The organism is Bifidobacterium bombi DSM 19703 (assembly GCF_000737845.1).
Lineage (GTDB): Bacteria > Actinomycetota > Actinomycetes > Actinomycetales > Bifidobacteriaceae > Bifidobacterium > Bifidobacterium bombi.
Window position 1 is genome coordinate 57,819 of sequence record NZ_ATLK01000002.1, and the last position, 17,497, is coordinate 75,315.

Sequence of the window (17,497 nt, forward strand, 5' to 3'; positions counted from 1 at the left end):
ATGGCGCACGCACTTAATTCATTTCATTCGCTGGGTACTCCTTTGGAGCGCATGCATCCGATCACGAAGATAGTGGCGGTGCTGGCATTGGGCCTTAGTGCTTTGCTCTGGCCTGATTTTACTTTAGGCGCGGCATTGGTGCTTGTGCTCGTCGTCGTGGCTTTTTTGTCCAAACTCGGCCATCCCTTCATGAAGCTCATATTGGGCTTCGGCGTGCCGGTCGCCGTCATGCTTCTTTTCATCCAGGGTGGCTACAGTTCGCGCAACGTCACCATTATCGCTGACTGGGGATTCGTACGGTTCGGGTTGGAGGGGATCGAGCATGCAGCCAAGCTTGTGACGACTTTGCTCGTGTTTTTAGGGTCCTTTTACCTGATGAACAAAACGACGTATGCAGGCCGCCTTGTCGCTGCGCTCACCCAGGTGGGGGTAAGCTCCAAAATCGGCTATCTTATACTGGCAAGCCTCAATGTGGTTCCGCAGATGCAGTTGCGCCTCGCCGTCATCCAGCAGGCGCAGAACGCCCGGGGTCTTGATACGCAGGGAGGACTGGTCGCCAGGCTCAAGGCCTATATACCGATTCTTGGTCCGGTGGTCCTTTCATCGCTCACCGACGCCCAGGAGCGTGGCATGACGTTGGAGACCCGGGGTTTCGGCATCGACGGCGTGCGTCGGACCAGCTATGTCCAGGTGCACGCCAGACGTGCTGATTTCGTCGTAGGCTGCGGCCTGTTGCTCTTTCTGATCATGGTGGCCGTCTTGAGCGTGATGTGGCATTGTGGGATCATCCCCTTGCCGGTACTGATCGGGGGTTCGAGATGAGCGCGTCGATTGCCGTGAGGAATTTTTCGTTTGAATACCAAGGCGCCGATGCAAGAGCACTGAAGAACGTGAATTTTGAAATCATGAAGGGCGACTTCTTCTGCATCATCGGGGCTAACGGCGCTGGAAAGTCCACGTTGTGCAACGCCTTCGTCGGTTTGGTGCCGCATTATTTCTCTGGGAAGATCCGTGGGGACATCCTGGTCGAAGGCAAGTCGATGCGGCAATCCACAGTCGCCCAGCTTTCGGAAACCATAGGGTTGGTGTTTCAGAACCCCTTCAACCAGCTTTCCTACACCGCTGGAACGGTTGCCGAGGAGTTGGCCTACAGTTTGGGCAATCGTGGGATCGCCTATGAGGAGATGGAGCGTCGTGTGCAAGATGTGGCGCGAATGATGCGCATCGACGATATTCTGGACCGCAACCCGGCTGAACTATCAGGCGGTCAGGTCCAGCGCGTCGCGTTTGGTTCGACCTTCATCATGCAGCCTGAAATCCTGGTCCTCGACGAGTGCACCACACAGCTCGACCCTATGGGCGGTGAGGAGATCTTCGACATTGTCAGGCGATTGAACGAGCGTGGCGTCACCATCGTCATGGTCGACCACGACATGGAGCGCGTTGCGGAGCACGCGGATAAGGTGATGGTGCTTGACCGGGGCAAGGTCGCGGCCCTGGGGACGCCGCAGGAGGTCTTTTCCGCTGCCGATCTTGACGTGCATGGCGTTGAGGCCCCTGATTTCCTTAAGATCACGCGGTCACTTTACGAGGCCGGCATGAGCGGGCACAAACCCGATGTAACGCAAAGCGGCGCAATCGATGCAACCAGGGAGGCACTATGCTGAGCGTTGAAACACGGAATCTCGAATATCGGTACGGAAGCGGGCATCGTGCGCTCAAAGGCGTGAACCTATCGCTGCAAGGCAACGATCCGGTGGCCATCATAGGCCAGAATGGCGCGGGGAAGACCACACTTGTCAAGCATTTCAATGGCATATTGAGACCGACCAGCGGAAACGTGCTGATCAACGGAGTCGACGTCAACGAACGTTCCACCGCGCGTTGGGCGGGAACGGTAGGTTATGTTTTCCAGAATCCCGATGACCAGCTGTTTCTGGAGACCGTGCGTAAGGAATTGGAGTTCGGACCCTTGCAGATGGGGTTGGACGAACGCGTCATAGCGGACCGCTTGGAGCGGATATCGGGGCTTGTGGGATTGGATGACAAGTTGGATGTCCATCCTTTCGATCTGACGGCCACGGAGAAAAAATTCTGCACCATAGGCGCCGTGCTCATGATGGAGCCGGGCATCGTGGTCTTTGACGAACCCACCTGCGGCCAGGATATGGCCGGCAACCGACGGCTGGAGCAGATCATCAAGACGTTGGCTCGACAGAATCGACTTTGCATCACCATCTCCCATGATATGAAATTCGTCACGCGCAACTTTCGACGCGTGGTGGTGATGAACCAGGGGAACGTGCTTGTGGACGGAGACGTGGACGAGGTGTTTTCGCAACCGGATGTGCTCCGGCGTTCCTTCGTTGCGCCTCCTCCCATCACCAAGGTGGGTCGGGCCGCCGGGCTGAAAGAGACCGTGTTCACGGTGGAGGGGCTTATGGATGCTGTGAAGCGGCAAAAAGAAAGCGAGGTATGAAGCCTTGAGGACATATAGGAGTTCAGTGCCGACGGGAGCGCAACGTTTCATGCGCTCGTCGGATCGGCCTGCAAGGATCAGCTACGTCATACCAGGGAAGACCGGTGCGCCTTGCCGCCATGTCTCGGGCTGCGGCGGCGCCTCGCCATGCGCGAGATGCCGCATGATTGCTTTTCGCGTTCGGGATTCGGATCTATCGACGCGGCGAACGGTCTGGTCCCAAGGGAAACATTCCAGGCAGAATCGCCGCTTCGTTTGTATGTGCCGTACACGACTGAGGAAAGTCGCGAATCAACTCCAGGCTTTCCGGTCAAAGTGAACAAAAAGGAGAACACCACCATGACACGACCGCTGATTATTGACACCGATCCGGGCATCGATGATGCCGCGGCAATCGCGATTCTTTTCAATAACCCTGAATTCGATGTCAGACTCATTGCCTCGGTCTCGGGCAACGTCGGCATCGGGCACACCACGCGCAATGCGTTGAAGTTGCTGACTTTCCTCGGCTCCCGGATTCCGGTGGCCCGCGGCGCCCAGGCTCCGCTGCTGCGCGACAACCAGTTCGCCACGGAGGCGCACGGCAAGTCCGGCATGGGCTCGTTCGAGTTCCCAGAAGCCGACCAGTCCCTGCTTCTGGACGACAACGCGGTGCTTGCTGAGCGCAAGGTGCTCATGGAAAGCGACGAGCCCGTCACGCTTCTAACCATCGGACCGCTGACGAACATCGCCCTGCTTCTGGCCACCTTCCCGGAGGTCAAGAGCCATATCGCCGAAATCATCATGATGGGAGGCTCTACGGAGCGCGGCAACATCGGTGTTTATGGAGAGTTCAACATCTCCGTCGATCCCCATGCGGCCAAGATGGTCTTCCGTTCCGGCATTCCGGTGACGATGGTGGGTCTTGACATCGGCCGCAAGGCGCGTTTGACCGTCGAGGACCTCGACCGCATGGGTGATGGCGGCGAAGTCGGCCGCATGGTCAGCGACCTTTTCCGTTCATACGACGGCGGGCATATCGAGGATGGAGTGAAGATGTACGACCCTTCGGCCGCCATGTTCCTGCTGGAACCCGAACTCTTCGAAGTGCGCGACGCCTTCGTGGACGTCGAGGTCTCCAGCCCGATCACCATGGGCGCCACCGTCGTCGATTTCGACGGCATCCTTGGACAAGCGGTCAATGCCAAAGTCTGCGTGGACGTGGACGTGGATGCGTTCCGCGAACACTACGTCGAGCGCGTCCTCAAGGCGCGCCGCCACTGAGCTTTCCGGATTTCCTAAATTTCCAACAAAAAGAAAGGAAAAACAATGGCTGATGCCTCAGTCAAAGAAAAGCATAACGGCATTCCCGTGCCTGAAGAAGGCACGCCGGAATTCGCGCGTATGAACAAGATGGTCAGGGTCGCGATTCCGATCGTGCTCGTCATCTTTACGATGGGCGTCCTGCAACAGCAGGCCTTCGGCATGATCTATGTCAACATCGGTGACCAGCTGGGACAGAAGAACCTTGCGCCGCTGATCACCTCCCTGCCGGGCATCGTGCTCGGTATTGTCTGCGTCATCTATGGGTCGTTGGGTGATTTCGTCTCGCTCAAGAAGATGATGCTGATAGGTACCGTCGTATTCATCCTCGGATCCATCCTGGGTTGCTTCGGTACGCTGAACATCTGGCTCGTCATCGCCGCGCGCGTGCTGCAATCGGCGGGTTGGCAGGTCTCCGGCTCCATCTTCCTGGTGCTTGTCTCCAAGTACGTGGAAAAGAGGAAGCGTGTGATCTGGTACGGCGTGTTCGTGGCGGTCTTCCGTTTCGCCGCCGCCTTGGGTGTGTTCCTCGCCGGCTACATGACGCTTCTGGATTGGCGCTGGCTCTTCGCCATCGGCATCCTCGCGGTCTTCCTTCTGCCGTTCCTTGCCAAGAACCTTCCCGATGAGCACGCCGAGGGGGCGAAGATCGACATCGCCGGCTTCGTGCTCATCGGTCTGTTCGCGGCCTGCGTCACCATGTTCTTCACCGACATCAGCTGGGGCTGGGGCATCGCCTCCGTCGTCTCCCTCGTGGCGTTCGTGGTGTACATCTTCAAGGCGAAGAATCCGTTTGTCACCCCTGAGCTGTTCAAGAACCCGGCGTTCGATATGACCATGATCGTCATCTTCGTGGGCTACTTCTTCAGCTACACCCTCAACGCGGGCGTGAACAACATCGGTCTGAACGTGTATCATATCGATTCATCGAAAGTATCGAACCTCTTGGTGTGGTCCATCATTCTCGCTGCGGTGATGGGTTTCGTCGCAGGTCCAATCATCCAGCGCATCGGCCGCAAGGCATCGATCATTCTCGCGCTTACCTGCATGGGCGGCGGCCTGATCCTTCTGGCCTTCCTCATTCCGGCAGGCAAGGTCTGGGCGCTCGCCGTGGCTCCGTGCCTGTATTACTTCGGTACGTCTTTCTTCTACCAACCTATCGTCGATACCGCCACGTTGACGGTTGAAGCGGAGGAATCCGGGCGAGTGCTCGGCTTCAACGACCTCATCCAGGCCATCACCGGTTCCATCGGCGTTGCCCTCTTCGGACAGGTGATGGCGAACGGGGCGTTGGGCTCCGGCAGCCTGGCCGGCACGGAACAGGGGCTCGCTTCGACGTATGCCAATGTGTTCATGATCGGCGGCGTCGTCATCCTCGTCGCATTGGTGATCTTCCTGTTCTCCATGAAGATGATCTACTCTCATTCGCGTGCGCCTGAGGACTAGATAGAACTCTTCCGCCGCTGCTCGGGCTTCATAGTCTTGAGCGGTTCGGACAGTTCGATTGCGGGGGCGAGGTTCGTTGGAACCCGCCCCCATTTGCGTATCCGGATTCCAGTGGGGACGCATCGGCAACGCGATGGCGTAACAGGCCCCTCCAGCTGTGCAAGGTCCGACCAGCTAACGTGGTGCGGATTGAAAAACGGTATAAAACGGCCGTCAATAGGCAGTAGCTTCGTCTTTGACGGGCGACTTCCAGGAATACACAGTCCCAAGTGAGCCAGCCGATGTTTTTGGGCTGCGGATAGACTTTTAGTGCGCGTACAGGTTGCGCGGATGCATATCTTCGGGCAGGCCGTCCATAAGGCCACTGACTGAACCGGATTCGAAAACCGACCGAATGCCTGCGGCCAGAAGCGGGGCTATGGAGAGTACCGTCATATTCGGCAGGCGTTTGGCTTCGGGTACGGGCACGGTGTCCATCAGGACAATCTCGCGTGCCCCGCTCTCCCTGAGGCGTTCCACCGCAGGACCTGAAAGGATGCCGTGCGTGGCCACCAAGGTGACGGATTTCGCCCCGGCCTCGCGCAGTGTGCGGACCGCTTCGCAGATTGTGCCGGCGGTGTCGATCATGTCATCCACGACGACGCAGTCACGTCCGCCCACGTCGCCGATGATGCCGTGCGCCACGGCGTGGTTTGGTCTGGTCACGTCACGGGTCTTGTGGATGAAGGCCAGGGGGAGTCCGCCTAGTTTCGCGGCCCAACGTTCGGACACCTTGATTCGTCCGGCATCAGGGGACACGATGGTCGTGTTCTCCAGGGGCATGGATCCGCGCACGTAGTCCAGCAATATTGGCATGGCCGTCAGGTGGTCCACTGGACCGTTGAAGAAGCCCTGCTCCTGCGAGGCGTGGAGGTCCACCGTCATGATGCGGTCTGCGCCGGCCGTGTACAGGAGGTCGAACATGAGACGGGCGGTTATGGGCTCGCGGCCCAAGCCCTTCTTGTCCTGACGCGAATATCCGAGGAATGGCGCGACTACGGTGATCGAACGTGCGGAGGCCCGTTTGAGGGCATCGATCATCAGCAGCTGTTCCATGATCCATTTGTTGATCGGATTGGTGTGGCTTTGGAGTACGAACACATCGGCACCACGCACGGGTTGGGTGAACCTGACGTACATCTCGCCGTTCGCAAAATCGTAGGCAGTGGTTTCAAGCAGTTCACAGCCGAGATATTCGGCGGTCGCCTCGGCTTGCTCAGGGTAAGCACGACCTGTCACTACAGCCATACGTTTTTTCGGTCTGCCATCTAAGATCGCCGACATATCCCGCCTTCCGGTTCACGATCATGCCACGTTCATCGCGACATTCCAATTATACAGGCACCCTGGCGCAAAGCGGGTGCGACGGCGTCGCGGCTGTCAGCATCGCAGGTTAAACTAGTAAGGCTGTTGGCAAGAATCAAGACTTCCAACGGCATGCATACACACTCCTGTCACGGAAACGCCGTGGCCGACTTGAGTCCAAAGGAGGTGGGTGATGTCTGCACACAAGTATGAACTGATGTTCATCGCCGATCCTGAGCTTGATGAGCGAGCTCTGAGGAAGCTGACCGATCAGTATATGGAAACCGTCACTAACGAGGGCGGTAAAGTGGAAGAGCCCGATATCTGGGGTCGCCGCAAGCTCGCCTATGAGATTGACGACAAGAACGAGGGCAACTACGTTGTGGTCAACTACAGCTGCGAACCCGCTGTGAGCGCCGAACTTGACCGTGTGCTTAACCTCAACGATTCCGTGTTGCGCACAAAAATCATGCGCAAGGACGTGAAGTAACAACCGTTTACATTTGAAGCCGTTATGCACGACTGGTCCGTCCGAGGGCGGCGGCCGTTGGAGGGCGGCGTTACGAGACCTTGTTCAAGGTGCCGTATACAAGTCGACAAGACCACCGAGTCTTAAGGAGGCGGATCATGGCTGGTGAGACGACGATTACGATCATCGGGAATCTGACTGCGGATCCGGAGTTGCGCACCATCGGCAGTGGTGCGAGCGTGGCGAGTTTCACCATCGCTTCCACCCCGCGTACGTTCGACCGCAACACGAACCAGTGGGTGGACGGCAATGCGCTGTTCATGCGCTGTTCCGCCTGGCGGGATTTGGCGGACCATTGCGCCAACAGCCTGACCAAGGGCATGCGCGTGATCGCCACGGGACGGTTGCAGCAGCGCTCCTACCAGGCGAACGATGGCACGAACCGCACGGTCGTGGAGATGACGGTCGATGAGATCGGCCCCTCCCTGCGCTACGCGACGGCCCAAGTCCAACGTCAATCTTCTTCCGGAGGTTTCCAAGGCGGTTCGCGGGGCGGCTTCCAAGCCGGAGGCGTTCCTGCTGGGCAGGGGGCCTACCAAGGTGGAGCCGGTGGATATCAGGGCGGTGCCTCGACATCCGGTCAGGCCGCAGGTCAGGGAACTCAGAATGCCGCGCCTGCAGCTGATCCTTGGGGGCAATCCACCACGTCGGGAGAGGGATTCGGCTCGTTCGGGTCGGACTCTGAGTTCGGCGGGGACGACGATCCTGAGTTCTAAGCGCCGAACAGCGTAACGGTTATCAGTATCAGTTTCATTATTTGTAGTAAGGAGTACATCAGAAATGTCACGCAAAAGGCCGCAACCACCGGTCAAACCATTCAAGAAAAAGCCAAATCCATTGAGCGCCGCGAAGATTCATGAGATTGACTATAAGGACGTCGCTCTGCTTCGTAAGTTCATCTCCGATCGTGGCAAGATTCGTTCCCGCCGCATCACCGGTGTCACCATCCAACAGCAGCGTGAGATCTCCCGTGCCATCAAGAACGCGCGCGAGATGGCTTTGCTGCCCTATTCCGGCAACGGCCGCTGAGGAGGGGACATGGCTACTACCAAGATCATTCTTACCAAAACCGTTTCCAACCTCGGCCAGAGTGGCGACGTTGTAGAGGTCAGGGCTGGTTATGCCCGTAACTACCTTATTCCACAGGGCTTCGGCTTTGCCTACAGCAAGGGTGCCGCTGCGCAGATCGATGCGCTGAAGCGCGCCCGCCTGGCCAAGTCAGTGGCCACCCGTGAGGATGCCGTCGCCGCCAAGAGCGCAATAGAGGGAACCGTTGTGGAAATCAGCGCGAAGGTCTCCGAGTCAGGCAAGCTTTTCGGTGGAATCTCCACTGCGGATATCGCGAAAGCGCTTGAATCCAAGGCTGCCGTCGATCCGAAGTCCATCAAGGTCGATTCCATCAAAACCACCGGTGACTTCGCCGCGACTGTGACGTTGCATCCGGAAATCTCGGCTTCCTTCACCGTGAGGGTCGTTTCCGAGTAGGTCTTTTCTCGGTATATGGCAAGGTGTCTTCATGTCCCTTCAATGGGTGTGGAGGCACCTTTCTACTTTTTGTGACTCTCCTCTGGTCGCGGCGATGCAACATACTGGCGTGTGCCCTTTTCCGGGCCTTTCCAATAGCATGCATCGAACGTGGGCAGGGCTGAAGCCGCCATGGAAAGATCGAACTGAACAAGGCAGTGGATCGGGCTCGGCTATAGGTGAAGATTTGTTGAAAGTCAGCGGTTGGAAAATCGGGAAGGAAGGCGCTGTATTCGTGTGCGCAGACAGCAGTTCGCAAGCAAGAGAACGGTCCCTGAAAAACGACTGCGGTGAAGGCGGTGCCGGCCTTTCAGGCGGCTCGTCCCCGGATGCGAACGTTCCGATGTCGACCAAGCTGTCCATTGCGGGTGTGGGGATGCTTTCGTTCATCGGGATTCTTACGGAGACCTCGCTCAACGTCACTTTCCCGAGGTTGCAGAAGGAGTTCGGGGAGCCACTTTCCACGGTGCAGTTGCTGACTTCGGGATATCTGCTGATGGTCACGCTCATGATGAGTGCCTCGGCTTATCTGATGAAGCGTTTCGACGCACGGGTCCTGTTCCGCACCGCATCGGTGCTTTGCCTCGTGGGCGTCGTCCTGTGTTCGCTGCCCGGCACGGGTTTTTGGGTGTTGCTTTCCGGCCGCCTGTTACAGGCCATGGCTACCGGCATCTCCACGCCGTTGATGATCAACCTGATTCTTTCTTTGGTCCCCATCAACCGGCGAGGTGCCTACATGGGCATTGCCAATATGATTACTTCGTTCGCGCCGGCTTTGGGCCCCACCTATGGCGGAACCATCAACAACTTCCTCCAATGGCGCGCGATTTTCGCTGGGCTGGTTCCGCTCATCCTCGTCGCGTGGGTCATAGGCGAATGCAATGTGCGTCTTGAGGCGTCGGGCAAACGGGTTGGTGGAGGTTCTTCCTTCGATGGCTTGGGACTCGTGCTGCTGTGCTTTGCAATGCTTGGCATCACACAGATCTTTGACCAGATCAGCGTCAGCGGCGGTTGGTCGTCGCATGTCGCGATCGCCATCGCCGTGGCGGTCGTAGCGTTGTTCTTGTTCGTGTGGCGCTGTCTGGCCGCACGTTCGCCCCTACTTGACCTGCGCATCCTGAAGAAGCCGATCGTCGCGTTGCGCGGCTGCAATTATTTCATCCTTCAGTTCGTCAACATCGGTTGTTCCTTCATGCTGCCCGTATTCGCTGAGAACTTCCTCCATGTGGATTCTATGGCCGCAGGCTGATGCTGCTTCCAGGGTCGTTGCTGGGTGCGGTCATGGCGCCGATTGCGGGAAGGTTGTACGACCGGCATGGGCCGGCCCGCATCCTTTCGGCCTCGAACGTGCTCGTTCTGTTGGGTGCAGTGGCGATGTACCTTCTGGCAGGCAATGCCGGAATAGTGCTTATCGGTTTCCTTTACGCCTTCTTGAGGCTTGGGTTCAACCTGGGGTATGGGAATACCATGTCGGATGCAAGCAAGTTCGTCGAACCGGCGCGCCAGACGGATTTCAACCCTTTGTTCAACGTACTGCAGCAATACGCCGGATCGTTGGGGACTACGGTCTTCTCCATGTCATTGTCGATAAGCACGATTCACATGCCTGGAAATGTGGCGGTGGCCAATCTCGTCGGAGCCAGACATGCGTTCCTGCTGGTAGTAGCCGTTGGTGTGGTGGCCGTTTGCCTTACGTTCGTTTCGATCAGGGTCCGGCCCAGCTGGGTGATCAGGTCCGCAGCATTCAGGTCTGATATTTCCTGCTGCCCGTTTCATTTACCTAATGCTGTGCGGGGAGGCTGAAGTGTGAATGGGGATGCGGGGATGCTGATGTTTCGTGACGGAGGCATTTCCAGCACCGGTGCAAGTCCCTGTCGGCGGCATGGGGCGATAAGCATGAGAGGGTACATCAGATGTGAAGGGTGTGTCAGACGTTATACGGTTACCGTCCGCCGAACGTGAGACGACAGTAGGGCGTTCGGGAATGTGGAAGCTTTCTGGTTCAAGCCGTGTATTCCGATCGTACAGAATGTCTGACGCCGGTGACGGCGATTCCCGGTATCCCGTCAATCGTGGGCGAAGTGCGCCGGCGCCCCGGGCGTCAGTCCGTTGGCGCTGTGAGGTTCGGGACTGAAGCTTCGGCATTGTGGCCTGATTTGACTTCGATGCGACTTGAAGCGGTAGGGTGGTACGTTGATGTGGTTGGTCGGTTGGCGAGATTGGTTGCCGAGTCTGATGGGAGCCTGGCGGGTTGCCGTTGGCGGCCCGACGCTTACTGACGCGATCGGTCTTCGCTATGTCTACAAGGAGGAATGAAATGGCTGTCAAACAAACTGCTGGGCACGATAGACTCGGAAAATTCGCACCTGAATTCGCGCATTTGAACGACGACGTGCTTTTTGGCGAGGTCTGGAGCCGTGAAAGCGAGCTTTCGGCGCATGATCGCTCCATGATCACGATCTCCGCCATCATCGCCATGGGCGCCACTGAGCAGCTTGATGCGCATTTGAACCTGGGTAAGAAAAACGGTATCACGAAGCAGGAGATTTCGGAGATGATCACTCATCTCGCGTTTTATGTGGGCTGGCCCAAGGCCTGGTCCGCCTTCAACCGCGCCAAGGAGGTGTGGAGCGACGACGCGGATTGATTAAGCGGCCTCTGTGCACGGCATCCGGTTGATCGTGACTTATCCTTATATCGGCGTGCGTTGGCACTTGCCGTCGCAATCACCGGTCGCTGAACGTCGTTGCGTTCGTTCGTTTTCCCTAAGTCTCCCCTGTGTCCGCCCTCGCACTGTGGCCCCATGACAATGGAACGGGGGTGAGGCATTGCGACTTCACCGCCGATTGCGTTTCTGCGCTGGCAGCTGTAAAGGCGATGGCCGACCTATGTTCGGTCATATACTGAAGTCAACATCAACTGGTGCAAGGCGGTTCAAGGGTCGAGGCGCTTGGCACGGCCGGCATCCGTTGTTGGTGTCGTCTGTGAAAGGGGCGAAATGAACAATCACATGAGTGACATGAAACCGGAGTCTGCAAGGATCACGGCTTCGCAGGCCATGATCAAGGTGCTCGAGGAGTGGGGCGTGGAACACGTTTTCGGCCTGCCGGGAGGGTCGTTCGATTCGACCATGGACGCCCTCCATGTCAGGTCCGACACCATGAAATACATTCAGGTGCGTCATGAGGAGGCGGGTGCCCTGGCCGCCGCAGGAGAGGCGAAATTCACCGGCAGGATAGGGGTATGCTTCGGTTCCGCGGGCCCGGGTGCGGTGCATCTGCTCAATGGTCTGTATGATGCCAAACACGATCATGTGCCGGTGTTGGCTTTGGTGGCTCAGGTGCCGACCAGCGCCATGAACACCGATTATTTCCAGGAGCTGCCAGAGGAACCAATCTTCGCTGACGTGGCGTGCTTCAACCGAACCGTCATGACGGCCGAGCAGCTTCCTGCGGTGGTTGACCAGGCGATTCGTCAGGCTTATGAACATTCAGGCGTGGCTGTCGTCATTATTCCCAAAGACCTGGGTTGGCAGCAGATCGACGACACGTTCCATGCCACGGCGCATGACTATGCCTCCACAAACGAGTACCCGGCACCGGATATGGGACTCGTCCGTAGGGCGACCGAAATGCTGACGAACGCCAAGCGGCCGCTCATCTACTTCGGCATGGGCGCCCGTGGAGCCGGCAAGGAAATCAAGGAGCTTTCGGACAAACTGCAGATACCGATCATGTCAACAGCTCTGGTCAAAGGCGTGCTTGCTGACAGTGATCCGGCTTATATGCTTTCTGCCGGTCGCGTGGCTTCCAAACCGGGTGTGGACGCGGCGCGCACGGCTGATGTGGTCTTGTTCATCGGCGCGAACATGCCGTTCCTGCCATTCTTTGTCGGTCCCGAGACCACGGTGATACAGGTCAACACCAAAGCCACTGATATGGGTAAGCGCCACAGGGTGGATTTGGGCATCGTCGCTGACGCGAAGGCGACGTTGCAGGCGATGGTTCAAATTGCCCGACCGGTGGAGTCGAGGACCTATTACGACGCGATGGTCGCAGACAAGAAAAACTGGAACCAGTGGCTTGCCGCGCGTGCTGAAGTCGACAAGACTCCGCTTGACGTGGATGCCGTATTCACCCAAATCAACCGCATCGCAAAATCCGATGCGGTGTTCTCCGTGGATGTAGGCAATGTCACCATTGATGCGGTGAGGTTGCTTGACATGGTGCCCACCCAGAAGTTCGCCACCTCCGCATGGTATGCAACCATGGGCAACGCGGTGCCGGCGGCGATTGGGGCGCAGGAGAGCTATCCGGACAGGCAGGTGTTCTCAATCAGCGGCGACGGCGGCTTCGCGATGAACATGCAGGACATTCTTACTCAGGTAAAGTACCGAGAGCCGATCATCAACGTGGTGTTGACCAATGAGGCTTTGGGATTCATCGAAGCCGAACAGGACGATAACCACCAGGCACACAGTGGTGTCGATTTGATCGATGCCGACTACGGTACCGCGGCAGCCGGTCTGGGAGCCAAGGGCTATGAGGTGCACACCCTCGCAGAGCTGAGGCAGGCGTTCGAGGAAGCGGCCCAGTATACGGAGCAGAGGCGTGGTCCGGTGGTGATCGATGTCAAAATCGCCAATGACCGTCCGCTACCGGTCGAGCAGCTGGCCTTGGAGCCTGATGCCAGGTTCAGCCAGGAATACGTCGACCAGTTCAAGGCCACATATCACACTGAAGGACTTACGCCGGTGAGCGAGCTGCTGAATAGGTTCGGTGCCTAGTTCCCGCTTGTGGAAGGCGCGTGGAGGGCGGCGTCATATCGGATCAGCCGGTATGACGCCGCCCTTCGCGATACCTGGAACCGCCGAGGATCTTCTGTGAGTACCATCGCCTATCCTGTTTGTAGGCATGCGCCGTATTTGGCATAGGCTCGCAAAGAAGGCGATTCAATGTTGAAGATACGGCTGAAGATGTGCATGCCTGGGAAAGAAGGTTCGTATGGCTGGTGTATTGGCGTTGACTGATGAGGAACGGCTGAGGTCCGAAGAATGGACCGAGATCGACGGTGACCTCAAAGGCGTGGAGCCCGGTTTGGCACGTGCGGTGGTCTCCGCCCGCGTGGGTATGGCCAAGGCCGACTGTCCTCGTTCGCACTACTGGAGGGTGCCTGAAGACGTTGACTGTTTCGATGACATCCCGTACTTGGATGACGGTATTCGCGGGCATAAGCTGGATGTCTACCTGCCGCATGACGCTGTGTTGCGTGGTGGGCATGCCCTTCCTGTGTATGTCGACATTCACGGCGGCGGGTTCACATACGGGTACAAGGAGCTCAATCGTAATTTCAACGTGAATCTTGCTGAACAAGGCTTTGCTGTCCTTTCGTTGAGTTACAGGCCGTTTCCTCAAATTGATTTTCTCGGTCAGTTGCGTGATGTATTCAGTGCATTCTCGTGGATCGGGGAGCATTTGGGCGATTATCCGGTGGATTCCGGCTCGCTGTTCATCACGGGGGATTCGGCCGGGGGCACGCTTGGCTTGTATGCTTTGGCGATCGAGTCTTCTGATGCCATGTCGCGGGCGTTCGGTATCGAACGCTCAGGTCTTCGTTGGAAGGGCGCCGCTTTGGTTTCGGGACTTTTCGACCTTACGTCGTATGTGGATCTCGCGGCTGGCCGGCCCCCTCGTGACCCAGCTCAGGTGTTTGATGGCTGGGAAGTTCTGGCCCCGGCGATGTTCCGTGGTTTGGTGGGTGATGCGGAGCACTATGTCGATTTGGGAACGCTGACGGATGAGGTTGAGTTGCCTTCGGTCTTCCTGAACACCAGCAGCGATGACTTCATTGAGTGTCATTCCTTGCGACTGGCTTCGGAGCTCAGCCGTCACGGTCGTGATTTCGAGTTGCATGACGTTTATGCACCCAAGGGACGGGCGCTTGGGCACGTTTACCCTGTATGCATGAGTTGGTTGCCTGAGAGTCAGGAGACGTTGCGGCGAATACGCGAGTTCTCATACGGCCGTATCTGAATCCTGAGGTTTTGATTCGCGCCCGTAGCGGGGCGTTTGGATGCATTTGGCCATGCGCGGATTAGCTATATTGATGGCTGGTCTGACCGAAATGACGAAATCTACGTCATTTCGGTTTACGCTTAGTTTCGTTGTTTGCATCTCGGGAATGATTATTTCACGTATCCTGCATTTTACAGCCGCAACTTTCGCCGATCCATAGCTTTACGGGCAGGCGAATGGACAAGGGTTCCTTCCAGGGTTGCCCATTTTGTTTGATGAGCAATTTCGCCGCCAATCGTCCCATTCCCTCACTGGGCTGTCGTATGGTAGTCAGTTTCGGATTTGAAAGCCGGCCGGCGATGATTCCGTCGAAGCCGGTGACGATTACGTCCTCGGGCACGCGTAAGCCCAAGGATTGCAGAACGGCGATGAAACTCAGTGCTAGCTGGTCGGTTACACACACTACCGCTTCCGGGAGAAGGCCTCTTTCGATGACGGATTGTATTTCCGCCCTATATTCCTCGTACGTGCTGTTCTGATTAAGCCACGAACCTTGGAAAGGTTCGGTTAGCGTAATTTGGTGCTCGCGGGAATACTTCTGCAAGGCATGGTATCGCTCATATGTATCAGGAGCCGCAAGCGGTCCTAGGAAAGTCATGCTCGAGACATGATGTTTCTGAACAAGATGATCGGCGATGGCGTTGATGCCTGCTTCGTTGTCGGCTTGGATGGTCAGAATATTGGCTTTCTGCTTTGGTTCGCTGAGAAGTACGAGAGGAAGCCGTTCGGAAATGCTTTTGAGGATGGCTGGATTTTGTTTGAACCCTTCGAAGAGCGCTATTCCATCGACCCTACCCACGGCATTGGTGAATGATTCATATTCGCCATTGCTTAATGAAGTCAGGAACAATGCCTGGTTTCGTTCTTTGCACTCAAGTTCGAAGCCGTGCTCTATTTCATCCACATACAGTGGATATGTGGCTGGCAAAAATCGTTCGGGGACATCGCCGTCGGAATTCTCGTCATCTATGTTTTGCGTGATTTTGCCTTGCAGCTGAGGCCAGAGAGGGTGGGTGATGAGCATGTCGAAGGAGAATAATCCAATGGCGTTCGTTTTACCGCTCGCTAGACCACGGGCATCGCTGCTCGGAAAGTAATGCAGATCCTGAGCGGCCTTCAAGACCTTGGCCCGCGTGTCATCCTTCACGCGTTCCGGATGGTGGAACACATGCGACACGGTGCCGATCGAGACGTCAGCCTTAACCGCGACATCGTATAACGTGCTTCTTTTGATCGCTGCCATTTCCCTGCCTTAGCCGCCGAACAACTCTGTCAGTCACGTTGATATGCGGCTAACGCCAACCATTATAAGCATAGGGGTGCGAATGTGTTGGTGTCGCGAGGGCAATGTTTTCAAAGAGTTGAGCGTTATCATGTGCAAGCGTTCAAACACCTTTCGACTATCAACACACATGAGTTGACAAATTGAAAATGAAGCGCTTCAATAATAGTGCAATGATTTGCACATTTCAGATAGGAGAAACCGAAATGAAACAACATTGGAATCGCATCGTCGCGATGGGGCTCAGCGTTGCAGCCGTTGCTTCTCTTGGCGCCTGTGGCAGAAACAACAGTACCGGATCGGATAATGCCGATGCGGTGAGCACGATTGATGACAAACCCGCCAAGGGCGACCTCAACATCTGGGCGATTGGCAACGAGGGTGAATTATTGCCTAAATTCGTAAAGGAGTTCAACAAAGAAAATCCTGATGCTCGCGTTACGGTGACGTCCATCCCATGGTCTTCAGCACACGATAAGTTCCAGACGGCCATTGCCGCCGGCAAGGAGCCTGACATGGCGCAGATGGCGAACACCTGGATGGCTGATTTCTCTAATGCTTTTGCCGAAAATCCTAAGAATCTGAGTGAAAAGGGTTTCTCGCCGGACGCGATGAAAGAAGTCAAGCTTGGTGGCAAGACTATAGGCTTGCCATGGTATGCGGATACCCGAGTCCTTTACTATCGCAAGGATCTGTTGAAGCAGGCGGGCTGGGATCAGCCTCCTAAGACTTGGGATGAGCTTAAACAGGCTTCAAAGGATCTAAAGGAAAAAGCGGGTGTTGAAAATCCCTTGCGTCAGTTGCCTAAAGGTACCGATGCTTTTATGGGGGCATGTCCATTTTATTTCTCTGCCGGTGCTGATTACACCAAGGATGGAAAGTGGACGCTTGACACGCCGGAGTTTAAGAAGGGTATGGAATTCTCCGCGAGCTTCTTCAAGGAAGGGCTGTCCGATGTCAACGTCGATGCCAATCCGGGCGCAGACACCAAAGAATTCGTGGCCGGCAAGACTGCCATGCTGTTCGGAGGGCCGACATCGGTGGGACAGATCAACGAAGCTGGTGGAACCGGTATGAATGAAAAGTTTGGTACCGCACTTATCCCCAAGGAAAGCGCTTCATCAAAGCCTTCGGTTTCGTATCTTGGCGGTTGTGACTGGGTTGTGTTCAAGGATTCAAAGAAACAGGCGATTGCGTGGAAGTTCATACGTTGGGCCAGCAAGCCGGCGAATCAGGTCTTGTGGTACAAGATTTCCACCGATTTGCCAACTCAGCAGGATGCTTGGAACGATCCACAGCTGAAGGGTGACGACAAACTCGTGGCTTTCGGTGAGCAACTTAAGAATGCCAAAGCGGCTCCGACAATAAGCACTTGGCAGCAGGTCTCCTCCGTAGCTGATTCCGAGGTGGAGAAGATCTACCGCAATGCCGAAAGTGTTGATGCAGGTCTTAAGAACATGCAGTCTCAAGCCGATGGCATCGGACTTGGCAAATAGGCATGGCGGCAGGCATTGACT

17 protein-coding genes are annotated in these 17,497 nt (G+C 56.6%); 15 read left to right on the forward strand and 2 right to left on the reverse strand.

Annotated features, from left to right (window positions below):
* The 5 genes from BBOMB_RS06415 to BBOMB_RS06435 all read left to right on the forward strand — a co-directional run bounded on the left by BBOMB_RS06415 (position 1) and on the right by BBOMB_RS06435 (position 5,227).
* The gene (locus BBOMB_RS06415) at positions 1-822 is read left to right on the forward strand and encodes an energy-coupling factor transporter transmembrane component T (RefSeq protein ID WP_044087644.1); all 822 of its coding nucleotides are present in this window, start codon (positions 1-3) and stop codon (positions 820-822) included.
* Positions 819-1,667, forward strand: coding sequence for an energy-coupling factor ABC transporter ATP-binding protein (locus tag BBOMB_RS06420; RefSeq protein ID WP_044087643.1), 849 nt, complete (start codon positions 819-821; stop codon positions 1,665-1,667). Before BBOMB_RS06415 ends, BBOMB_RS06420 begins: the two co-directional genes overlap by 4 nt.
* Entirely contained in the window at positions 1,661-2,479 is an 819-nt protein-coding gene (locus tag BBOMB_RS06425) for an energy-coupling factor ABC transporter ATP-binding protein (protein ID WP_238549938.1), read from the forward strand. Before BBOMB_RS06420 ends, BBOMB_RS06425 begins: the two co-directional genes overlap by 7 nt.
* A gap of 339 nt (positions 2,480-2,818) precedes the next feature.
* Positions 2,819-3,742 carry a ribonucleoside hydrolase RihC gene (gene rihC / locus BBOMB_RS06430; RefSeq protein WP_044087684.1) on the forward strand — a complete coding sequence of 308 codons (924 nt, stop codon included), beginning with the start codon at positions 2,819-2,821 and terminating at the stop codon, positions 3,740-3,742.
* A 45-nt stretch (positions 3,743-3,787) separates the two neighbouring features.
* Positions 3,788-5,227, forward strand: coding sequence for an MFS transporter (locus BBOMB_RS06435; protein WP_044087641.1), 1,440 nt, complete (start codon positions 3,788-3,790; stop codon positions 5,225-5,227).
* 306 nt (positions 5,228-5,533) lie between these two features.
* Here the strand turns inward: BBOMB_RS06435 and BBOMB_RS06440 are convergent, their stop codons facing one another.
* Complete coding sequence (locus BBOMB_RS06440; RefSeq protein ID WP_044087640.1) at positions 5,534-6,550, reverse strand: ribose-phosphate diphosphokinase; 1,017 nt, start codon at positions 6,548-6,550, stop codon at positions 5,534-5,536.
* Positions 6,551-6,764: 214 nt separating this feature from the next.
* On the opposite strand from BBOMB_RS06440, the gene rpsF reads away from it, so the two are divergent.
* The 9 genes from rpsF to BBOMB_RS06480 all read left to right on the forward strand — a co-directional run bounded on the left by rpsF (position 6,765) and on the right by BBOMB_RS06480 (position 14,656).
* Positions 6,765-7,061 carry a 30S ribosomal protein S6 gene (gene rpsF / locus BBOMB_RS06445; protein WP_044087639.1) on the forward strand — a complete coding sequence of 99 codons (297 nt, stop codon included), beginning with the start codon at positions 6,765-6,767 and terminating at the stop codon, positions 7,059-7,061.
* A 137-nt stretch (positions 7,062-7,198) separates the two neighbouring features.
* Positions 7,199-7,816: a single-stranded DNA-binding protein gene (locus BBOMB_RS06450; RefSeq protein WP_044087638.1), complete on the forward strand. Its 618-nt coding sequence runs from the start codon at positions 7,199-7,201 to the stop codon at positions 7,814-7,816.
* 64 nt (positions 7,817-7,880) lie between these two features.
* The gene (gene rpsR / locus BBOMB_RS06455; RefSeq protein ID WP_044087637.1) at positions 7,881-8,129 is read left to right on the forward strand and encodes a 30S ribosomal protein S18; all 249 of its coding nucleotides are present in this window, start codon (positions 7,881-7,883) and stop codon (positions 8,127-8,129) included.
* A 9-nt stretch (positions 8,130-8,138) separates the two neighbouring features.
* Positions 8,139-8,585, forward strand: coding sequence for a 50S ribosomal protein L9 (rplI, locus tag BBOMB_RS06460; RefSeq protein ID WP_044087636.1), 447 nt, complete (start codon positions 8,139-8,141; stop codon positions 8,583-8,585).
* Between the two features lie 226 nt (positions 8,586-8,811).
* Positions 8,812-9,873: an MFS transporter gene (locus BBOMB_RS06465; RefSeq protein ID WP_162176042.1), complete on the forward strand. Its 1,062-nt coding sequence runs from the start codon at positions 8,812-8,814 to the stop codon at positions 9,871-9,873.
* Positions 9,873-10,427 (forward strand): MFS transporter, encoded by a 555-nt coding sequence (locus tag BBOMB_RS07715; protein WP_052377564.1) that lies wholly within the window; start codon positions 9,873-9,875, stop codon positions 10,425-10,427. The genes BBOMB_RS06465 and BBOMB_RS07715 overlap by 1 nt, the downstream gene beginning before the upstream one ends.
* Positions 10,428-10,941: 514 nt before the next feature.
* Positions 10,942-11,271, forward strand: coding sequence for a carboxymuconolactone decarboxylase family protein (locus tag BBOMB_RS06470; protein ID WP_044087635.1), 330 nt, complete (start codon positions 10,942-10,944; stop codon positions 11,269-11,271).
* Positions 11,272-11,634: 363 nt separating this feature from the next.
* On the forward strand, positions 11,635-13,410 hold the full coding sequence (gene spxB / locus BBOMB_RS06475; RefSeq protein WP_202961861.1) for a pyruvate oxidase: 1,776 nt from the start codon (positions 11,635-11,637) through the stop codon (positions 13,408-13,410).
* 217 nt (positions 13,411-13,627) lie between these two features.
* A complete protein-coding gene (locus tag BBOMB_RS06480; protein WP_044087634.1) occupies positions 13,628-14,656 on the forward strand; it encodes an alpha/beta hydrolase in 1,029 nt (342 codons plus the stop codon).
* A 157-nt stretch (positions 14,657-14,813) separates the two neighbouring features.
* On the opposite strand, the gene BBOMB_RS06485 is transcribed toward BBOMB_RS06480, so the two are convergent.
* Positions 14,814-15,941, reverse strand: a complete 1,128-nt coding sequence (locus tag BBOMB_RS06485; protein WP_052377565.1) for a LacI family DNA-binding transcriptional regulator — start codon at positions 15,939-15,941, stop codon at positions 14,814-14,816.
* 245 nt (positions 15,942-16,186) lie between these two features.
* Here BBOMB_RS06485 and BBOMB_RS06490 point away from each other — a divergent pair, with 245 nt between their 5' ends.
* Positions 16,187-17,476 (forward strand): extracellular solute-binding protein, encoded by a 1,290-nt coding sequence (locus BBOMB_RS06490; protein WP_044087633.1) that lies wholly within the window; start codon positions 16,187-16,189, stop codon positions 17,474-17,476.
* Positions 17,477-17,497: the final 21 nt, after the last annotated feature.